The following is a 15,788-nucleotide window of genomic DNA, read 5'->3' on the forward strand; positions in this document are numbered from 1 at the left end:
GCCTCACCGGCGGCCTGGGCGCACGACCAGGCCGAGACTCTCGGCGAGCACGACCGCCTGGTCGGCGTCGATGACGGCACCGTCGAGGCGCGCGAGCCGCGGGTCCAGCGCCGAGAGGTCGCTGCCTGTCAGGTCGGCCGAGGTGAGGTCGGCGTCGGTGAGGTCGGCGCCCGACAGGTCGCAGCCGCGCAGCACCGCCCCGGCCGCCTTGACGCCCGCAAGGTCTGCCTCGCGCAGCCGCACGCCGACGAGCTCGACCCGCTGGAGTGGTGCCCTCCGCAGCGAGACGAACGACCAGTTGCCGCCGTCGACCCTCAGCAGGTCGAACGTGCAGTCGTCGAACCGGGAGCCGAGGAGCTTGGCCCGGTCGAAGCGCGCGTCGAAGAACGTGCACCGGTGGAAGGTGCAGCCGGTGAAGGCCGTGTCCGTCCAGTGCGAGGCGTTGAACCGGACCCCGCGGAACGTGCACTCGGTGAACGTGGCACCGGTCGCCGTCGCCTCGGTGAGGTCGACGTCCACGAACCGCGTCCCCGTGTGCTCCGCCCCGGACAGGTCCTGGGCGTACCAGTCCTCGCCGTTCACGTCGTCGTCCACGGACCGCACGCTACGGCGAGGTGCCGACACGGGCAGCACACTGGGCGCATGGCACACGCTTCCGGGCTGATCCTCACCCCGGGCGCCGGCGCGGGGCGCGACCACCACACGCTCGTCGCCGTCGAGCAGGCCGTCGCGCCCCTCGCCGTCGAGCGCCTCGACTTTCCCTACCGGACCGAGGGCCGCCGCATGCCCGACCGCGCGCCCGTCGCCGTCGCGCACCTGCGCGCCGAGGCGGCCCGGTTCGCCGCCTCGCTCGAGGTGCCGACGTCGGCCCTGCTGCTCGGGGGCCGGTCCTACGGCGGGCGCATGTGCTCGATGGCGGTCGCCGACGGCCTGCCGGCGGCCGGACTGGTGCTGCTCAGCTACCCGCTGCACCCTCCGGGCAAGCCCGAGAAGCTACGCGTCGAGCACTTCCCGGAGCTGCGGGTCCCGGTGCTGTTCGTCTCGGGCGACCGCGACCCCTTCGGCACGCCGGAGGAGCTCGCGAACCACGCCGCGACCATTCCGGGCCCCGTGACACACGTGCTGCTCCCCGGGGCCCACGACGTCAAGGGCCGCGACGCGGAGGTCGCCGCGGCGGTGGCGGCCTGGGTTGCCGCGCTGTAGGCGCTACTTCGCGCCGGCGGGTTCCTTCGGGTACTCCGGCGGCGTCTTCTCCAGCTCGAGCGCGATCTCGTGGCGGTTGGCCAGCACGTCGGCGCGCTGCTCGTCGCGCTGGCGGAGGGCGTCCGCCTGCTGCTCGGGGGTCAGGTGGTCCCAGTACAGGACGCCGTCGAGGTGCTGGGCCTCGTGGATGAAGCACCGCGCGAGGTAACCGGTGGCCTCCAGCTGGACCGGCCCGCCGTTCTGGTCGACGCCGCGGATCGTCGCGCCGCCCGGGCGCACGAGCGGCACATACGCGCCGGGCACCGAGAGGCAGCCCTCGTCCTCGGTCTCCGGATCGGCCTCGAGGTCCATCTCGAGCTGCGGGTTCACGACGGCGCCCACGTGGCGGTCCCCGCGGTCGTCGGTGAGGTCGTAGACGAAGACGCGCAGGTCGACGCCGACCTGCGGCGCAGCGAGACCGACACCCTCGGCCACGTCCATCGTGGCGAACATGTCGTCGATCAGGCGGGCGAGCTCCGGCGTCGAGAACTCGGTGACGGTGCGGGCCGGGGTGTGCAGCACCGGCTCGCCGATCTCCGTGATGCGCAGCGCGTGGCCCCGCTGGGACTCGGGCGCGTATGCGGGGTAGTCGTCGACAGGCTCGCCCAGCAGGTACGTGACGGGGCGACGGCGGCCGATTCTCGAGGGCATGGTCCCGAGGGTAGTCGGCCGTCACTGCGCGGCCCATGGACAGCCGGTTCAACGGCGAGTTACGCCGCGCGCGGCTCCTGCCCAGGTCCGGGGTGCAGGAAGAGGCGCGGCGCTCTCTCGTCGTACCCGCAGATGGGGCAGGTGCCCTCGATGAAGCGGTCGGGCAGCGTGCGGCCCGTGGACGGGGAGATCGCGCCCATGGTGGTCTTCTCGACCATGTACCCGTTCTTGTGCACCGTGCGGAACATCTCCTGCACCACGGCATAGTGGTTGCGGGTGGTGGTGCGCGTGAACAGGTCGTACGTCAGGCCGAGCGACGTCAGGTCCTCGACGATGACGCGGTTGTAGCGGTCGGCGAGCTGCTGCGGTGTCACGCCCTCCTGCTCGGCCTGCACGAGGATGGGCGTCCCGTGCTCGTCCGTGCCCGACACCATGAGCACATCGTGACCCGCCATCCGCATGTACCGGCTGAAGACGTCGGAGGGAACGCCAAAGCCGGCGACATGGCCGATGTGCCGGGGCCCGTTGGCGTAGGGCCACGCCACGGCCGACAAGATGTGGGTCATGGTGCCCGAGACTAGGGGGAACGCCTCGCCGGGTCACTCACTTTGGAGAAGAACCAGGATGCACGAAGGCCCCCGACCTGCGCTTCCGCAAGTCAGGGGCCTCCTGGTGAGCCGCCTTGGGGAATCGAACCCCAGACCTATTCATTACGAGTGAATCGCTCTACCGACTGAGCTAAGGCGGCCTGCTGCACCGTCTCCGTACGGATCGGCGAGCGCGCCTACAGTACCCGACGCGCGGCCTCGCTCCAAAACTCGTTCAGCACTGCAGGCCGTCCTTCGGCACCGTCCCGTCCACGAAGTACGCGTCCACCGCGTCGACGATGCAGGCGTTCGAGCGCCCGTAGGCCGTGTGCCCCTCGCCCGCGTAGGTGACCAGGACGCCCGAGTCCAGCGTCTTGGCCAGGGCCTGCGCCCAGGCGTACGGCGTGGCCGGGTCGTGCGTCGTGCCGATGACGACGATCGGGGGCGCGCCCTGCGCGTGCACGTCGAAGTCCTGGGCCACGACCGGGTAGGGCCAGTCCGAGCACATCAGGCCCGAGAACGCGAAGAACCGGCCGATGGTCGGCGCCTCCGCCTCGATCGCGGCGGCGTCGGCGCGCATCTGTGCGACGTCGGTGGTGCCGCGTGCGTCCAGGCAGCTCACCGCGCGGAAAGCCTCCGCCGAGTTGTTGCCGAACGTCCCGTCGTCGTTGCGGTCGTTGTAGAAGTCGGCGAGGTACAGCAGCGTGTTTGCAGTGCCCTGGTGGATCACCTCGTCGAGCGCCTGGGTGAGCGCGGACCACGACTTCTGGTCGTAGAGCGTCACGGCGATGCCGTAGAACGCCAGGCTCTGCGTGACTCGCCGGTTGCTCTGCGTCGGGTAGGGGTCGGTGAAGGCGCGGTCGAGGATGTGCCTCACCTCGCGCATGCCGGCGTCGACGTCGCCGCTGAGCGGGCAGCCGCTGCCGCCCTGGCAGTCCGCGACGTAGTTCCGCAGTGCCTTCTCGAAGCCGACGGCCTGCTGCGCCGAGGTGTCGTCGGCGTCGAGCGTCATGTCGATCGCGCCGTCGAGCACCATCGCGCCCACCCGCTGCGGGAACAGGCCCGCGTACGTGGCGCCGAGCTGCGTGCCGTAGGAGAAGCCGAGGTAGGACAGCTTGTCCTCGCCGAGCGTCGCCCGGATCACGTCCATGTCCCGCGCCGCCGACTGGGTGTCGACGTTGCCGAGCAGCTCGCCCGTGTTCTCCTTGCAGGCCTTGGCCCAGGCGGCGTACTCGGCGGCCATGCCGGCCAGGCCGGCATCGTCGACGCCGAAGTCCTTGGCGAGCGACTCGTCCTTGCGCGCGTCGTCGAAGCACTTGACCGGCGTCGACTGGCCGACGCCGCGCGGGTCGAACCCGACGACGTCGAACGAGTCGCGCAGCCGCTCGCCGAACCCGTTCCACGCAGAGGTCACGTACTCGACGCCCGAGCCGCCGGGGCCGCCCGGGTTGACCAGCAGCGTGCCCTTGCTGCTGCCCGTGGCCCGGTGGCGCTTGACCGCGAGCTTGATGGTGCCGGCGCCGGCGTCGTGCCAGGACAGCGGGACCTCGACGGTCGCGCAGTCGAACCCGTCGCCGCAGCCGGACCAGTCGGTCTTCTGGCTGTAGTACCGCTCGAACCCGTCCGGGGCGCCCGATGTCGTCGTCGCGTGGTCCCCGGAGCTACCCTCGTTGCCCGCTGCCGTACAGCCCGCCAGCAGCGCCAGGACGACGATCGTGAGAGCGGAGACGAGGGTTCGCGCGGGGGCGGACGACGGGCTCACCGGGTCAACCTACCTGCCTCGCCTGACCGCTCCCGGCGCTCCGTGTGAACGGTTCGTGTGAAGTCCGCAGGGCTGACCTGCGGGGCATTCACCCCGCAGGTCAGCCCTGCGGCCGCAGCGCGATCGCCATCGCCTCGAGCGCGAGCAGGGGCGCGACGTTCCCCTCGAGCCGCTCGCGCGCGACGCCGATGGCGTCCATCCGGCGGACGGTCTGCTCGGGACCGGAGTCCGCGGCGAGCGCGCGCACGACGGCGAGGTCGGCCGGGTCGAGCCCGTTCACCAGGTCGACGTCGGCGCCCAGCTGCAGCACCAGCACGTCGCGGTAGAGGGAGAGCAGGTCGACCATCGCACGGTCGAGCACGTCGCGCTGGCGGCGCGTGGCCCGGCGCTTCTGGTCGTCCTCGAGCTGCCTGAGCTGGGAGCGCAGGCGGGGGGGCAGCGTCTCGCCGTCGGCCGCACCCAGCGCGCGCAAGAGCTCGGCGCGCTCGACGGCGTCGCGTTCCTGCGTCGCCGCCGCGGCCTCCGCCTTGGCGACGTCCACCAGCTCGCCCGCGGCCAGCACCGCGTCCCCGACACCCCGGATGCGGCGCGCGACGTCGAGCACCGCGCTGCGGCGGCGGCGCGCCTCGGGGTCGCGGGCGAGGCGGCGGGCCAGGCCCACGTGCGACTGCGCGGCGCGCGCCGCCGCGAGCGCGACGGCCGGGTCGACGCCGTCGCGCCGCGTCACCAGCTCGGCGACCGCCTCGGCGGGCGGCACGCGCAGCGCCACGGCCCGGGCGCGCGAGCGGATGGTGGGGAGCACGTCCTGCGGGCTCGGGGCGCACAGCACCCACACGGTGTGCGTCGGCGGCTCCTCGATGGCCTTGAGCAGCACGTTCGTGGTGCGTTCGGCCATGCGGTCGGCGTCCTCGACGACGATGACGCGGAACCGGCCGAGCGACGGCGTGCGGGCGGCGGTGCCGATGAGGTCGCGCACCTCGTCGATGCGGATGGTGACCTGGTCGGTGGCGACGACGGTCAGGTCGGGGTGGGTGCCGGCGAGCGTCGTCGTGCACTGGTGGCAGCGGCCGCACCCCCCGGTCTCGCCGTCGGACCCGGTGCACTGCAGCGCCGCGGCGAAGGCGCGCGCTGCGACCGACCGGCCCGAGCCGGGCGGGCCCGTCAGCAGCCAGGCGTGGGTCATGGAGCGCGGGTCGGCGACGGCCCGCCGCAGCACGTCGACGGCGGCGCCCTGGCCGACGACGTCGTCCCAGACGCTCATCGTCCGTCCAGCCCCAGGCGGGCTGCGACGGCCGCGCGCACCTTGGCGTGGACCTCCTCGACGGCGCCCGCGGCATCGACCACGACCCAGCGACCTGGATCGGCGGCCGCGCGTCGCAGGTACGCCTCGCGCGTGCGGCGGTGGAAGGCGTCGCCCGCCCGCTCGAGGCGGTCGGGGTCGCCGGTCATACGGGCCGCCGATGTCGCGGGGTCGACGTCGAGCAGGATCGTCACGTCCGGCAGCAGGTCCTGCACGGCCCAGAGCGACAGCCGCTCGACCTCCTCCTCGCTCAGCTCGCGCCCGCCGGCCTGGTAGGCCACCGAGGAGTCGAGGTAGCGGTCGGTCACCACGACGGCGCCGCGCTCGAGGGCGGGCCGCACCAGCGACGCGACATGGTGGGCGCGGTCCGCGGCGTAGAGCAGCGCCTCGGTGCGCGGGTCCATGTCCTGGCCGTGGAGGATCGCCTGGCGCAGCTCGGCACCGAGCGCGGTGCCGCCCGGCTCGCGCGTGACCACCACCTCGCGACCCGTGAGCTCGCCCAGCCAGTCGCCGAGCAGGCGTGCCTGCGTCGTCTTGCCGCCGCCGTCGCCGCCCTCGAACGAGACGAAGTACCCGGGTGTGCTCACGCGCCACACCCTAGCCGCGCGGCCCGACACGACCTCCGGCCAGGCGGGAAGTGGCCTACCTCACGCTCGCGAGGGTGCGTGCCGGCTCGCACGTCGGCTGTGGTCGGGCCACACTGAGAGGTGGTTCACGCACCTACCGCTGGGGAGGAACAAGTGTCGGAGCAGCCGAGCACCAGGGAGCTCACCGAGGACGAGTCGTGGGAGTTCCTCGGCCTGCAGGCCGTGGGGCGCCTCGCCACGGCCGCGGCCGGCGATCCCGAGATCTTCCCGGTCAACTTCGCGGCCACTAACGGCCGCATTTTCGTACGGACGGCGCCGGGCTCGAAGCTCGCCGAGGTCGCGGTCAACGGCAACGTCGCGTTCGAGGTCGACCAGATGGGCACGGACCTCGCGTACAGCGTCGTCGTCAAGGGCACCGCCGAGATCCTCGAGCACGACGACGACATCACCGACGCCGAGGCGACCGGCCTGCTGACGTACCAGGACACGGCAAAGCCGGTCTGGCTGCGCATCACGCCGTCGGAGGTCTCGGGCCGCCGCTTCTCGCGCTGAGCCCCGCAGCTCCGGTGGTTGAGCGGCGTCACTCGCCCGGGTAGACCACGCCCACCTGGCGGCGCGCCTCGTCGAGGATCGCCATGACCTCCAGGGTGTCCCGCCAGGTGTGCCGCTCGGACTGCGTCACGCCCGCCGTGACGAGGCGCGCCACCTCGGCGGCCTCGTAGGCCTTTCCCTCGCCGCGCGGGGACTCGACCGTCCAGCTCGACCCGTCGCCGCGCGTGACGACGACGTCGACCGGCATGAAGAACTCGCGCGGGATCTCGATGCGACCCTGCGTGCCGATGATCGTCGCGGCGTGCGGTCCTGAGGCGCGCGACGACGTGTGCAGCACGGCCTGCTGCCCGCCCTCCCACTCCAGGACGATCGAGACGTGGTCGTCGACGCCCGTCTCCGCGCGCGTCCCCTTGACCGTGATCGACGACGGCACGCCCAGCAGGTCGTGGGCGAACGCGATCGGGTAGATGCCCAGGTCGAGCAGCGCGCCGCCCGCGAGGTCGGGTGCGAAGAGGCGGTGCGCCGGGTCGTACGGGAAGAACACGTCGAACTCGGCCTCGATCGTGACGACCTCGCCGATCTCCCCGCGCGCGATCGCGCCGCGCAGCGCGGCGACGTGCGGCAGGAAGCGCGTCCACATGGCCTCCATGAGGAACACGCCGGCCTCGCGCGCGGCCTCGAGGAGCTGCTCCGCCTCGGCGACCGAGCGCGTGATCGGCTTCTCGACCAGCACGTGCTTGCCCGCGCGGATCGCGAGGAGCGTGTGCTCGAGGTGGTGCGAGTGCGGGGTGGCGACGTAGACGACGTCGACCTCGGGGTCCGCGACCAGGTCCTCGTAGGAGCCGTGCGCCCGCGCGCCCGGCGCGTGCGCGTCGGCGAACGCCTGCGCCTTCGCGACGTCGCGCGAGCCGACGGCGACGACGCTCGCGCGCGTGCGGTCCCGCACGCCGTCGGAGAACGACGCGGCGATGTTGCCGGCGCCGAGGATGCCCCAGCGGATCGCGGGGGCCTCGAGGAGGTCGGGGACGGTGCCGTCCAGGTCGGCAGCGGTGAGACGAGGGGCGAACACGTCGGGCTCGGGCATGCGCAGAACGTACCGCGACCGGCGGGACGGCGGGCATCCGAGTTGTTGTCACGGCGACCCGAAGTGGTAGGCTCCGTTCTGGTCGTTGCGACCTTTACTTAGGTCGGACCACGAGACCCCACCGAGACCCACCGCGAACCCACTGAGGGGGTGCATGAACACCATCGGCCTAGCCGTGTCCACGGTGATCTTCGCGCTGCGCCCCCACCCGGCCACAGGCCGGCCGGTGCTCTCGATCCCGTTGGTGCGCCGCACGCGCGACCCCTTCGAGGGCCTGTGGGCTCTCCCGGGCGGCTGGGTCGACCCCGCGGAGTCCCTCGCCACCTCGGCCGGCCGCACGCTCGTCGAGACCACCGGGGTACGCCCGTCCTACCTCGAGCAGCTCTACACGTTCGGCGAGCCCGGCCGCTCGCCCGGAGACCGTGTCGTGAGCGTCGTCTACTGGGCGCTGGTCCGCCCCGAGCAGATCGGCGAGCGCACCGACCCCGCGTTCGACGCCGAGAACGTGCGCTGGTTCGTCGCAGACGACGTCCCGCACCTCGCCTTCGACCACGACGAGGTCGTCGCGTACGCCCTGTGGCGGCTGCGTACCAAGGTCGAGTACTCGGCCATCGCCCAGGGACTCCTGGGCTCCACCTTCACCCTCAGCGAGCTGCGCCAGGTCCACGAGGCCGTGCTGGACCGCGAGCTCGACCCTGCAAACTTCCGCCGTCAGGTGGAGGCCTCCGGCACCATCGTCGCTACCGGGGAGCGCGTCAAGGGCGGCCGGCACCGACCGCCACGGCTGTATCGCTTCGACACGTCGGCCTCCCTCGTGGACAACGGTCCGCTGGGCGACGACGCTCCCGTCCCTTTATCCGGAGAGCTGCTATGACCTCGGTGAACCTCCTCGTCCAGGCCGCACCCACCGCGACCTGTACCCCGGACCTCGCGCAGGGCCCGTGGGACTTCGACACCGTGCCGGGCTACGGCCCGGGCGCCTCGCTCGACGACGTCGCACCGCCGTCGGCCCCGCGGCAGGGCGCGCTGCCCGCCGAGTACCGCAAGGCCTCCGACGACGAGCTGCACGCGCGCATCGTGGCCGCGCGCGAGGCGCTGGGCTCGCGCGTCGTGGTGCTCGGGCACTTCTACCAGCGCGACGAGATCGTCCAGCACGCCGACTTCCTGGGCGACTCGTTCCAGCTCGCCAACGCCGCCCAGACCGTGCCCGACGCCGAGGCCATCGTGTTCTGCGGCGTGCACTTCATGGCCGAGACCGCGGACGTGCTGGCCAAGCCCGGCCAGGCCGTGATCCTGCCCAACCTCGCGGCGGGCTGCTCGATGGCGGACATGGCCGACATCGACTCGGTCGAGGAGGCGTGGGCGCAGCTCGAGGCGCTGTACGGGACGGAGCCGGACGCCGGCGGGCGCGTGCCCGTCATCCCCGTCACCTACATGAACTCGGCCGCCGACCTCAAGGCCTTCTGCGGCCGCCACGGCGGCATCGTCTGCACGTCGTCCAACGCCGAGACGGTGCTCGAGTGGGCGTTCGAGCGCGGGCAGCGCGTGCTGTTCTTCCCCGACCAGCACCTGGGCCGGAACACGGCCAAGAAGCTGGGCGTGCCGCTCGAGCAGATGCCGATGTGGAACCCGCGCAAGCCGCTCGGCGGCTCGTCGGAGCAGGAGCTGCTCGACGCCAAGGTGCTGCTGTGGCACGGGTTCTGCTCCGTCCACAAGCGCTTCACCGTCGACCAGATCACGCAGGCGCGGGCCGAGCACCCGGGCGTGCGCGTGATCGTGCACCCCGAGTGCCCGATGCCCGTGGTCGACGCCGCGGACGAGGCCGGGTCGACCGACTACATCCGCAGGGCCGTGGCCGGCGCGACCGAGCCGACGACCTTCGCGATCGGCACCGAGATCAACATGGTCAACCGGCTCGCCGCCGAGTACCCGCAGCACACGATCTTCTGCCTCGACCCCGTCGTGTGCCCCTGCTCCACGATGTACCGCATCCACCCGGGGTACCTCGCCTGGGTGCTCGAGGAGCTCGTGGCCGGGCGCGTGGTCAACCAGGTGTCGGTGCCCGCCGACATCGCCGCAGACGCGAAGGTCGCGCTCGAGCGGATGCTCGCGGCCAAGCCCAAGGTGCGCGCCTGATGCGCGTCGTCGTCGTCGGCTCCGGTGCTGCCGGGCTGATCGCCGCCTACCGTGCGGCCACGCGCGGGCACGACGTCGCCCTCGTCACCAAGGCGGACCTGCCCGAGTCGAACACGCGCTACGCCCAGGGCGGCGTCGCCGCGGTGATGTTCGACGACGACACCGTCGACTCCCACGTCAGTGACACCCTGGTCGCGGGCGCCGGGCTGTGCGACGTCGAGGCGGTCCGTGTGCTGTGCACCGAGGGCCCCGACCGCGTGCGCGACCTGCTCGCCCTCGGCCTGGAGCTGGACCATGTCGACGGCCCGGGCAGCCCGCTCGCGCGCGGCCGTGAGGCCGCGCACTCCGCGGCGCGCGTGCTGCACGCCCATGGCGACGCGACCGGCCTGTCCCTCGAGATCGCGCTCATCGACGCCGTGCGCAGCCTGCCCCTCGAGGTGCACGAGCACACCATGCTCCGGGACCTGCTCGTCGAGGCGACGCCGTCCAGCCCTTCGGCAGGCTCAGGAGGGTCCGGTCGCCGCGTCGTCGGCGTCGACGTCGTCCACGCGGACGGCTCCGCGTCCACGCTGCGGGCGGACGCCGTCGTGCTCGCGACCGGCGGGGCCGGGCAGCTGTTCCGCCACACCACCAACCCCGAGGTCACCACCGGCGACGGCGTGGCAGCAGCCCTTCGTGCGGGCGTGGCGGTCGCGGACCTCGAGTTCTACCAGTTCCACCCGACGGCGCTGGCCGTGCCGGGCACGCCGCTGATCTCGGAGGCCGTGCGTGGTGAGGGCGCCGTGCTGCGCGACGCCGCGGGGCGGCGCTTCATGCTCGACGTGCACCCGGATGCCGAGCTGGCACCGCGCGACGTCGTCGCCCGGGGGATCGCCGCGGCGATGGCCGCGCAGGGCGGCGCGCCGGTCTACCTGGACGCGACCGCGCTCGGGGGCGAGCGGCTCGCGCAGCGGTTCCCCGGGATCACCGTGACCCTCCAGGCGCACGGGTTCGACTGGGGCACCGAGCCCGTGCCGGTCACCCCGGCCGCGCACTACTGGATGGGCGGCATCCGCACGGACCTGTCGGGGCGCACGTCGCTGCCGGGGCTCTTCGCTGTCGGCGAGGTCGCGTGCACGGGGGTGCACGGGGCCAACCGGCTCGCGTCGAACTCGCTGCTCGAGGCGCTGGTGTTCGGCTGGCGGGCCGGGGCGGCGATCGAGGACGAGGCGTGGCCTGCCACGGTCGTGGCCGACGACGCCCGCGTGCTGCCGGTGCCCGTCGACGGCAGCTCCGCCGTCCTCGATCGTGCGGCGCTGCAGGCGCTGCTGTGGGAGAACGGCGGGCTGGTGCGCGACGCCGACGGGCTGCAGCAGGCCGCGGCGGAGCTCGCCGGGGCGCTTCCGGACTTCGAGGGCGATCCCATCGGCACGCTCGAGGACCGCAACCTGCTCGAGCTGGGCCGCGCCGTCGTCGCGGCGGCGCTCGCGCGGACCGAGTCGCGTGGCGGGCACGCCCGCTCGGACTACCCCGAGACGGACCCCACCCAGGCCGTCTCGACGGCGTGGCGCCTGCCGGCCGCCGCGCTCGTGCCCGTGACCGTCCCCACCACCGGAGCCCTCGCATGAGCCTGACCCCCGCAGCCGCGGTCGACGAGATCCTCACGCGCGCCCTCGCCGAGGACGCGCCGTGGGGCGACCTCACGAGCGAGGTGTTCCTACCCGCGGGCGCCCGGGCGCGGGCAGCGCTGGTGGCTCGCGAGCCGGGCGTGCTAAGCGGGATGTCGACCTTCGCGCGGACGTTCACGCTGCTCGACCCCGACGCCGAGGTGACGCTGCGGACCGCGGACGGCAAACCTTTCGCCGCCGGCGACGTGCTCGCCGTCGTCGAGGGCGACACCCGCGCCGTGCTGCGCGCCGAGCGCGTGGCCCTCAACCTGGTCCAGCGCCTGTCGGGCATCGCGACGGCGACCGCCCGCTACGTCGAGGCCGTGGCCGGGACGGGCGCCCGCGTCGTCGACACCCGCAAGACGACGCCGGGCCTGCGGGTCCTGGAGCGCGCCGCGGTGCGCGACGGCGGCGGGCACAACCACCGCTTCTCGCTCTCGGACGCGGTGCTGGCCAAGGACAACCACCTCGCGGTGCTCGCCGCGCAGGGCGTCTCCGTCGGCGACGCCATCCGGGCCGCGCGGGCGCGGCTGCCGCACACCGCGACGATCGAGGTCGAGGTGGACCGCCTCGACCAGATCGAGGAGGTCGTGGCCGCGGGCGTGGACACGATCATGCTCGACAACTTCTCCCCCGCCGAGCTGGTTGCAGGCGTCGCGCTCGTCGCGGGCCGGGCCACCGTCGAAGCCTCGGGCGGCATCACCCTGGAGACCATCCGCGCAGTCGCCGAGACGGGCGTGAACGTCATCTCGGTCGGTGCGCTGACGCACGGGGTGCGGTCGCTCGACCTGGGGCTCGACATGGACGTCTCGGCAGGCTGACCGTGCTCTACGCCGACGCCGCCGCCACCACCCCCGTCCGCCGCGAGGTTCTCGAGGCCATGTGGCCGTACCTGACGGGCGAGTTCGGCAACCCGTCCTCGACGCACGAGCTCGGGCACCGGGCGTCGACCGCGCTGGCCGACGCGCGCGCGGCGGTGGCGGCGGCGTTCGGGGCCCGGCCCGGCGAGGTCGTGTTCACGGCGGGCGGCACGGAGGCGGACAACCTGGCGATCAAGGGCCTGGCGCTCGCGCGGCCGCGCGGGCGGCACGTCGTCACGACGGCGATCGAGCACGAGGCGGTCCTCGAGTCGGTCGCGTACCTGGAGCGGTTCCACGGGTTCGAGGTCACGGTGCTCGCCCCTTCGCCCGACGGGGTCGTCGCGCCGGACGCGCTGCGGTCGGCCCTTCGCCCCGACACGACGCTGGTCACGATCCACCACGCGAACAACGAGATCGGCACGGTCCAGGACGTCGCGGCGCTCGCCGACGTCGCGCACGAGGTCGGCGCGTTGTTCCACACTGACGCCGTGCAGGCCGCCGGGTGGCTGGACGTCTCGCTCCGCGGTCTCGGCGTCGACGCGATCTCGGTCTCGGGGCACAAGCTCGGCGCCCCGAAGGGCGTGGGCGCGCTGCTGCTCCGGGCGGGTCTGCCGCTCGAGCCGCTGATCCACGGCGGCGGCCAGGAACGCGGACGTCGCTCGGGTACGGAGAACGTCGCGTTCGCGGTCGGTCTCGCCGCCGCCGTCCGCACGCTGCCCGGGCTCCGCGCCCGGGCCGACGACGTCGCGGCGTCGCGCGACGCGCTCATCGACGGCGTCCTCGCTCGCGTCCCGGCGGCGATCCTCACGGGCGCCGCGCCGGCTCGCCGCCTGCCTGGCCACGCGAGCTTCTGCTTCTCCGGCACGAGCGGCGAGGCGGTCCTGCTGGAGCTCGAGCGCTCCGGCGTCCTGACGTCGTCGGGCTCCGCCTGCGCGGCGGGCCGCGACGAGCCGTCCCACGTCCTGCTCGCCCTCGGGCTTTCTCCGGAGGTGGCGCAGACGTCGGTCCGCTTCACGCTGGAGGCCCCGTTCGAGGCGGCTCCGCTGGTGGAGGCCGTGGTGGCGGCGACGACGACGGTGGGCCGGCTGGGCGCCTGACCCGACGCGGCATGCGTACGCCGAGCTTGTCGAGGAGTTGCCTCGAGAGGCTCCGGCTCGACAAGCTCGGCGTACGTCGTGTCAGACGGCTAGTGCCAGCGCACCTGGGTGGTCAGCCCGTAGCCGTACGGGAACAGCGGGTCGTAGTGGGCGTCGCCCACGTTGATCGGCTCCTGCTCGATGGTCCGCGGCCAGGTCACCGGGAGCTTGCCGGTGTAGGCGTGCAGGCCGAAGAGGTTGTCAGCCACGCCGGCGCCCTCGCTGCCCGGGAGCCAGGCCTCGACGAGCGCGTCGATCTTCGACAGCAGATCGGGCGGGATGATCATCGGACGTCCGGAGACCACGACGACCGTGCAGCTCTTCGCGGCTGCGCAGACCTTCTCGATCGCTGCCCGGTCGGAGGCCGAGAACGTCATGGTCTGGATTCCGTTGGGCGCCCAGGTGGGACCGTTGTAGTCGCCGGGGCCCTCTGCGTACGGGGTCTCGCCGACCACGACGACGCCGGCCGCGTTCTTCGGGATCGCTGCACTCGCGTCCTGGCTGAAGGTCACCGGACCGCGTGCGTCCTGCTTGATCCCGTCGAGGATGGTCGTGCCAGGGATGACGTTGTTCGGGTCGCCCTGCCACTGCAACGTCCAGCCACCCGCCTGCTTGCCGAAACTGTTGGCGCTGCCACCGGCGACGTACACCGGCTTCGAGCCCTTCAGCGGCAGGGTGTGGTGGTTGTTGGTCAGGAGGACCTGCGACTCGGAAGCCGCGCGCCGCGCCAACGCGTGGTGCTGCGCGTTGCCGATCGTCCCCGCGAGCGAGCGGTTGGTGAACGGGTGCTCGAAGAGACCGAGCTCGAACTTCACCCGCAGGATCCGGGAGACGGCGTCGTTGATGCGGTGCATCGAGACGGTGCCGTTCTGGACGTTCTGCTTCAGCGCTGCGATGAACTCGGGCGCCCCGGTCGTGCTGCCGGAGTACGGCTCCATGAACATGTCGATGCCGGCGTTCACGCCCGTGGCGACCTGCTGGGAGTACGTGCCCGGGAGCTGGCGAATCCCCTGCCAGTCGGAGATGACCATGCCGTGGAAGTGCTGCTGATACTTCAGCCAGCCGGTGATCAGGTCCTTGTTGCCATGCATCTTGACCGGGTTGCCGAGCCCGTCGTTCGTGTAGTCGACGCTCGAGAACGACGGCATCACGGACTGGACGTTGTGGCGGTGGATCGCGGGGACATACGGCGCCAGCGCGAGCCGCGCGAAGTCGGCCTTGCTGACCTGGTCGATGCCCTGGTCGATCGGGTAGCCGCTGCCGAGAGCCTTCGAGGCGTCGTACGACGTCAGCCCGTCGCCCGCGAAGTGCTTCGCCGTCGCCATCACGTGGTCGGGCCGGTCGAGCTGGGTCGGGTTGCCCTGGAAGCCGTCGATGGCGGTCTCCATGCGAATGACAAGGTTGGGGTCCTCGCCGAACGACTCGTACGTGCGGCCCCAGCGGTCGTCACGAGCCACGCAGAGGCACGGCGCGAACACCCACTGCGGGCCCGAGGCACGGGTCTCGATGGCGGTGACGTGCTCGATCTGCTCGACGAGCTTCGCGTCACGGCTCGCGCCGAGGCCGATGTTGTGCGGGAAGACGGTCGCACCCAGCATGTTGCCGTGCCCGTGGACGGAGTCGACGCCGTACAGGATCGGGATGTGCAGGGGCGACTTCAGCGCGGCCGCCTGGTAGCGGTCGACCATGTCCGCCCAGCCCTTCGGGCTGTTGTCGGCCGGCACGGAGCCGCCGCCCGAGAGGACGCTGCCGAGCCGCCAGGTCGCGATGAGCGACGGGTTGGCATCGATGTCGCCCCGCTCGGCCTGCGTCATCTGACCGACCTTGTCGTCGAGCGTCATCCGCCCGAGCAGGTCGGCGACGCGTCGATCGATCGGCGCTCGGGGATTGAGGTACGTCGGCCCCGAGCTCGTGTGGCCGTGATGGGCGTCAGCCGACGCGCTCGGCACGAACGCGATGGCGAGGAGCCCGGCGCATATCGCTGCGATCAGCATGGTCAGGCGGCGTTGAATCCGGGTGATTCGTCTCGTGCGCGGTGGGTGAGGCACAGATCGCTCCTTTGGAGATCTTCCGGCCGGGCCGTCGGACCGCACAGGCCCCCTCCAGTGGGGTCCCATGGTCGGGACCGGGTGCGCGACGCGCACTCTCAACTTTCGGGAGGTTGCGTGAGTCACGCAACTTGCGCGTGAGAAGGGCGGCGCTCCAGGCTCGCGAAGCCTCTCGCGCTGGCTTGCCCCCCGGGTGA

The 15,788-nt window shown here is 72.6% G+C and carries 14 protein-coding genes, 1 tRNA gene and 1 pseudogene; 7 read left to right on the top strand and 9 right to left on the bottom strand.

Translation table 11 applies throughout. The features are described 5' to 3' along the window. Window positions 1-3 precede the first annotated feature (3 nt). Complete coding sequence (locus tag ACO4JP_RS17220) at window positions 4-594, bottom strand: pentapeptide repeat-containing protein (protein WP_425955191.1); 591 nt, start codon at window positions 592-594, stop codon at window positions 4-6. Between the two features lie 48 nt (window positions 595-642). On the opposite strand from ACO4JP_RS17220, the gene ACO4JP_RS17225 reads away from it, so the two are divergent. Then, window positions 643-1,203 (top strand): alpha/beta family hydrolase, encoded by a 561-nt coding sequence (locus ACO4JP_RS17225; protein WP_425955192.1) that lies wholly within the window; start codon window positions 643-645, stop codon window positions 1,201-1,203. Window positions 1,204-1,206: 3 nt separating this feature from the next. Here ACO4JP_RS17225 and def read toward each other — a convergent pair whose 3' ends face one another. The 6 genes and pseudogenes from def to tmk form a co-directional block, all read right to left on the bottom strand. Next, complete coding sequence (def, locus tag ACO4JP_RS17230; RefSeq protein ID WP_425955193.1) at window positions 1,207-1,893, bottom strand: peptide deformylase; 687 nt, start codon at window positions 1,891-1,893, stop codon at window positions 1,207-1,209. A gap of 119 nt (window positions 1,894-2,012) precedes the next feature. After that, window positions 2,013-2,459 (bottom strand): annotated as a pseudogene (locus ACO4JP_RS17235) (class I tRNA ligase family protein); the annotation flags it as partial. A gap of 109 nt (window positions 2,460-2,568) precedes the next feature. Further along, window positions 2,569-2,641: transfer RNA gene (locus ACO4JP_RS17240), tRNA-Thr, on the bottom strand. Window positions 2,642-2,715: 74 nt separating this feature from the next. Next, window positions 2,716-4,242 (bottom strand): alpha/beta hydrolase, encoded by a 1,527-nt coding sequence (locus ACO4JP_RS17245; RefSeq protein ID WP_425955194.1) that lies wholly within the window; start codon window positions 4,240-4,242, stop codon window positions 2,716-2,718. 100 nt (window positions 4,243-4,342) lie between these two features. Then, window positions 4,343-5,503, bottom strand: a complete 1,161-nt coding sequence (locus ACO4JP_RS17250; RefSeq protein ID WP_425955195.1) for a DNA polymerase III subunit delta' — start codon at window positions 5,501-5,503, stop codon at window positions 4,343-4,345. Then, window positions 5,500-6,129, bottom strand: a complete 630-nt coding sequence (gene tmk, locus ACO4JP_RS17255; RefSeq protein ID WP_425955196.1) for a dTMP kinase — start codon at window positions 6,127-6,129, stop codon at window positions 5,500-5,502. The genes ACO4JP_RS17250 and tmk overlap by 4 nt, the downstream gene beginning before the upstream one ends. Window positions 6,130-6,282: 153 nt before the next feature. Here tmk and ACO4JP_RS17260 point away from each other — a divergent pair, with 153 nt between their 5' ends. Further along, a complete protein-coding gene (locus tag ACO4JP_RS17260) occupies window positions 6,283-6,681 on the top strand; it encodes a pyridoxamine 5'-phosphate oxidase family protein (RefSeq protein WP_425955197.1) in 399 nt (132 codons plus the stop codon). A gap of 28 nt (window positions 6,682-6,709) precedes the next feature. On the opposite strand, the gene ACO4JP_RS17265 is transcribed toward ACO4JP_RS17260, so the two are convergent. Then, window positions 6,710-7,765: a Gfo/Idh/MocA family protein gene (locus ACO4JP_RS17265; RefSeq protein WP_425955198.1), complete on the bottom strand. Its 1,056-nt coding sequence runs from the start codon at window positions 7,763-7,765 to the stop codon at window positions 6,710-6,712. A gap of 154 nt (window positions 7,766-7,919) precedes the next feature. Here ACO4JP_RS17265 and ACO4JP_RS17270 point away from each other — a divergent pair, with 154 nt between their 5' ends. Genes ACO4JP_RS17270 through ACO4JP_RS17290 form a run of 5 tightly spaced genes read left to right on the top strand, consistent with a single transcriptional unit; the run spans window position 7,920 to window position 13,504 of the window. After that, window positions 7,920-8,639, top strand: coding sequence for an NUDIX hydrolase (locus ACO4JP_RS17270; RefSeq protein ID WP_425955199.1), 720 nt, complete (start codon window positions 7,920-7,922; stop codon window positions 8,637-8,639). Then, the gene (gene nadA, locus ACO4JP_RS17275; protein ID WP_425955200.1) at window positions 8,636-9,901 is read left to right on the top strand and encodes a quinolinate synthase NadA; all 1,266 of its coding nucleotides are present in this window, start codon (window positions 8,636-8,638) and stop codon (window positions 9,899-9,901) included. The genes ACO4JP_RS17270 and nadA overlap by 4 nt, the downstream gene beginning before the upstream one ends. Beyond that, window positions 9,901-11,508, top strand: a complete 1,608-nt coding sequence (gene nadB / locus ACO4JP_RS17280) for an L-aspartate oxidase (RefSeq protein WP_425955201.1) — start codon at window positions 9,901-9,903, stop codon at window positions 11,506-11,508. Before nadA ends, nadB begins: the two co-directional genes overlap by 1 nt. Continuing rightward, window positions 11,505-12,368: a carboxylating nicotinate-nucleotide diphosphorylase gene (gene nadC, locus ACO4JP_RS17285; RefSeq protein WP_425955202.1), complete on the top strand. Its 864-nt coding sequence runs from the start codon at window positions 11,505-11,507 to the stop codon at window positions 12,366-12,368. Before nadB ends, nadC begins: the two co-directional genes overlap by 4 nt. Window positions 12,369-12,370: 2 nt before the next feature. After that, a complete protein-coding gene (locus tag ACO4JP_RS17290; RefSeq protein WP_425955203.1) occupies window positions 12,371-13,504 on the top strand; it encodes a cysteine desulfurase family protein in 1,134 nt (377 codons plus the stop codon). An 89-nt stretch (window positions 13,505-13,593) separates the two neighbouring features. Here the strand turns inward: ACO4JP_RS17290 and ACO4JP_RS17295 are convergent, their stop codons facing one another. Next, window positions 13,594-15,537 (bottom strand): glycoside hydrolase family 3 protein, encoded by a 1,944-nt coding sequence (locus tag ACO4JP_RS17295; RefSeq protein ID WP_425955204.1) that lies wholly within the window; start codon window positions 15,535-15,537, stop codon window positions 13,594-13,596. Window positions 15,538-15,788: the final 251 nt, after the last annotated feature.

Source organism: Xylanimonas sp. McL0601 (assembly GCF_049852175.1).
Classification (GTDB): domain Bacteria; phylum Actinomycetota; class Actinomycetes; order Actinomycetales; family Cellulomonadaceae; genus Xylanimonas.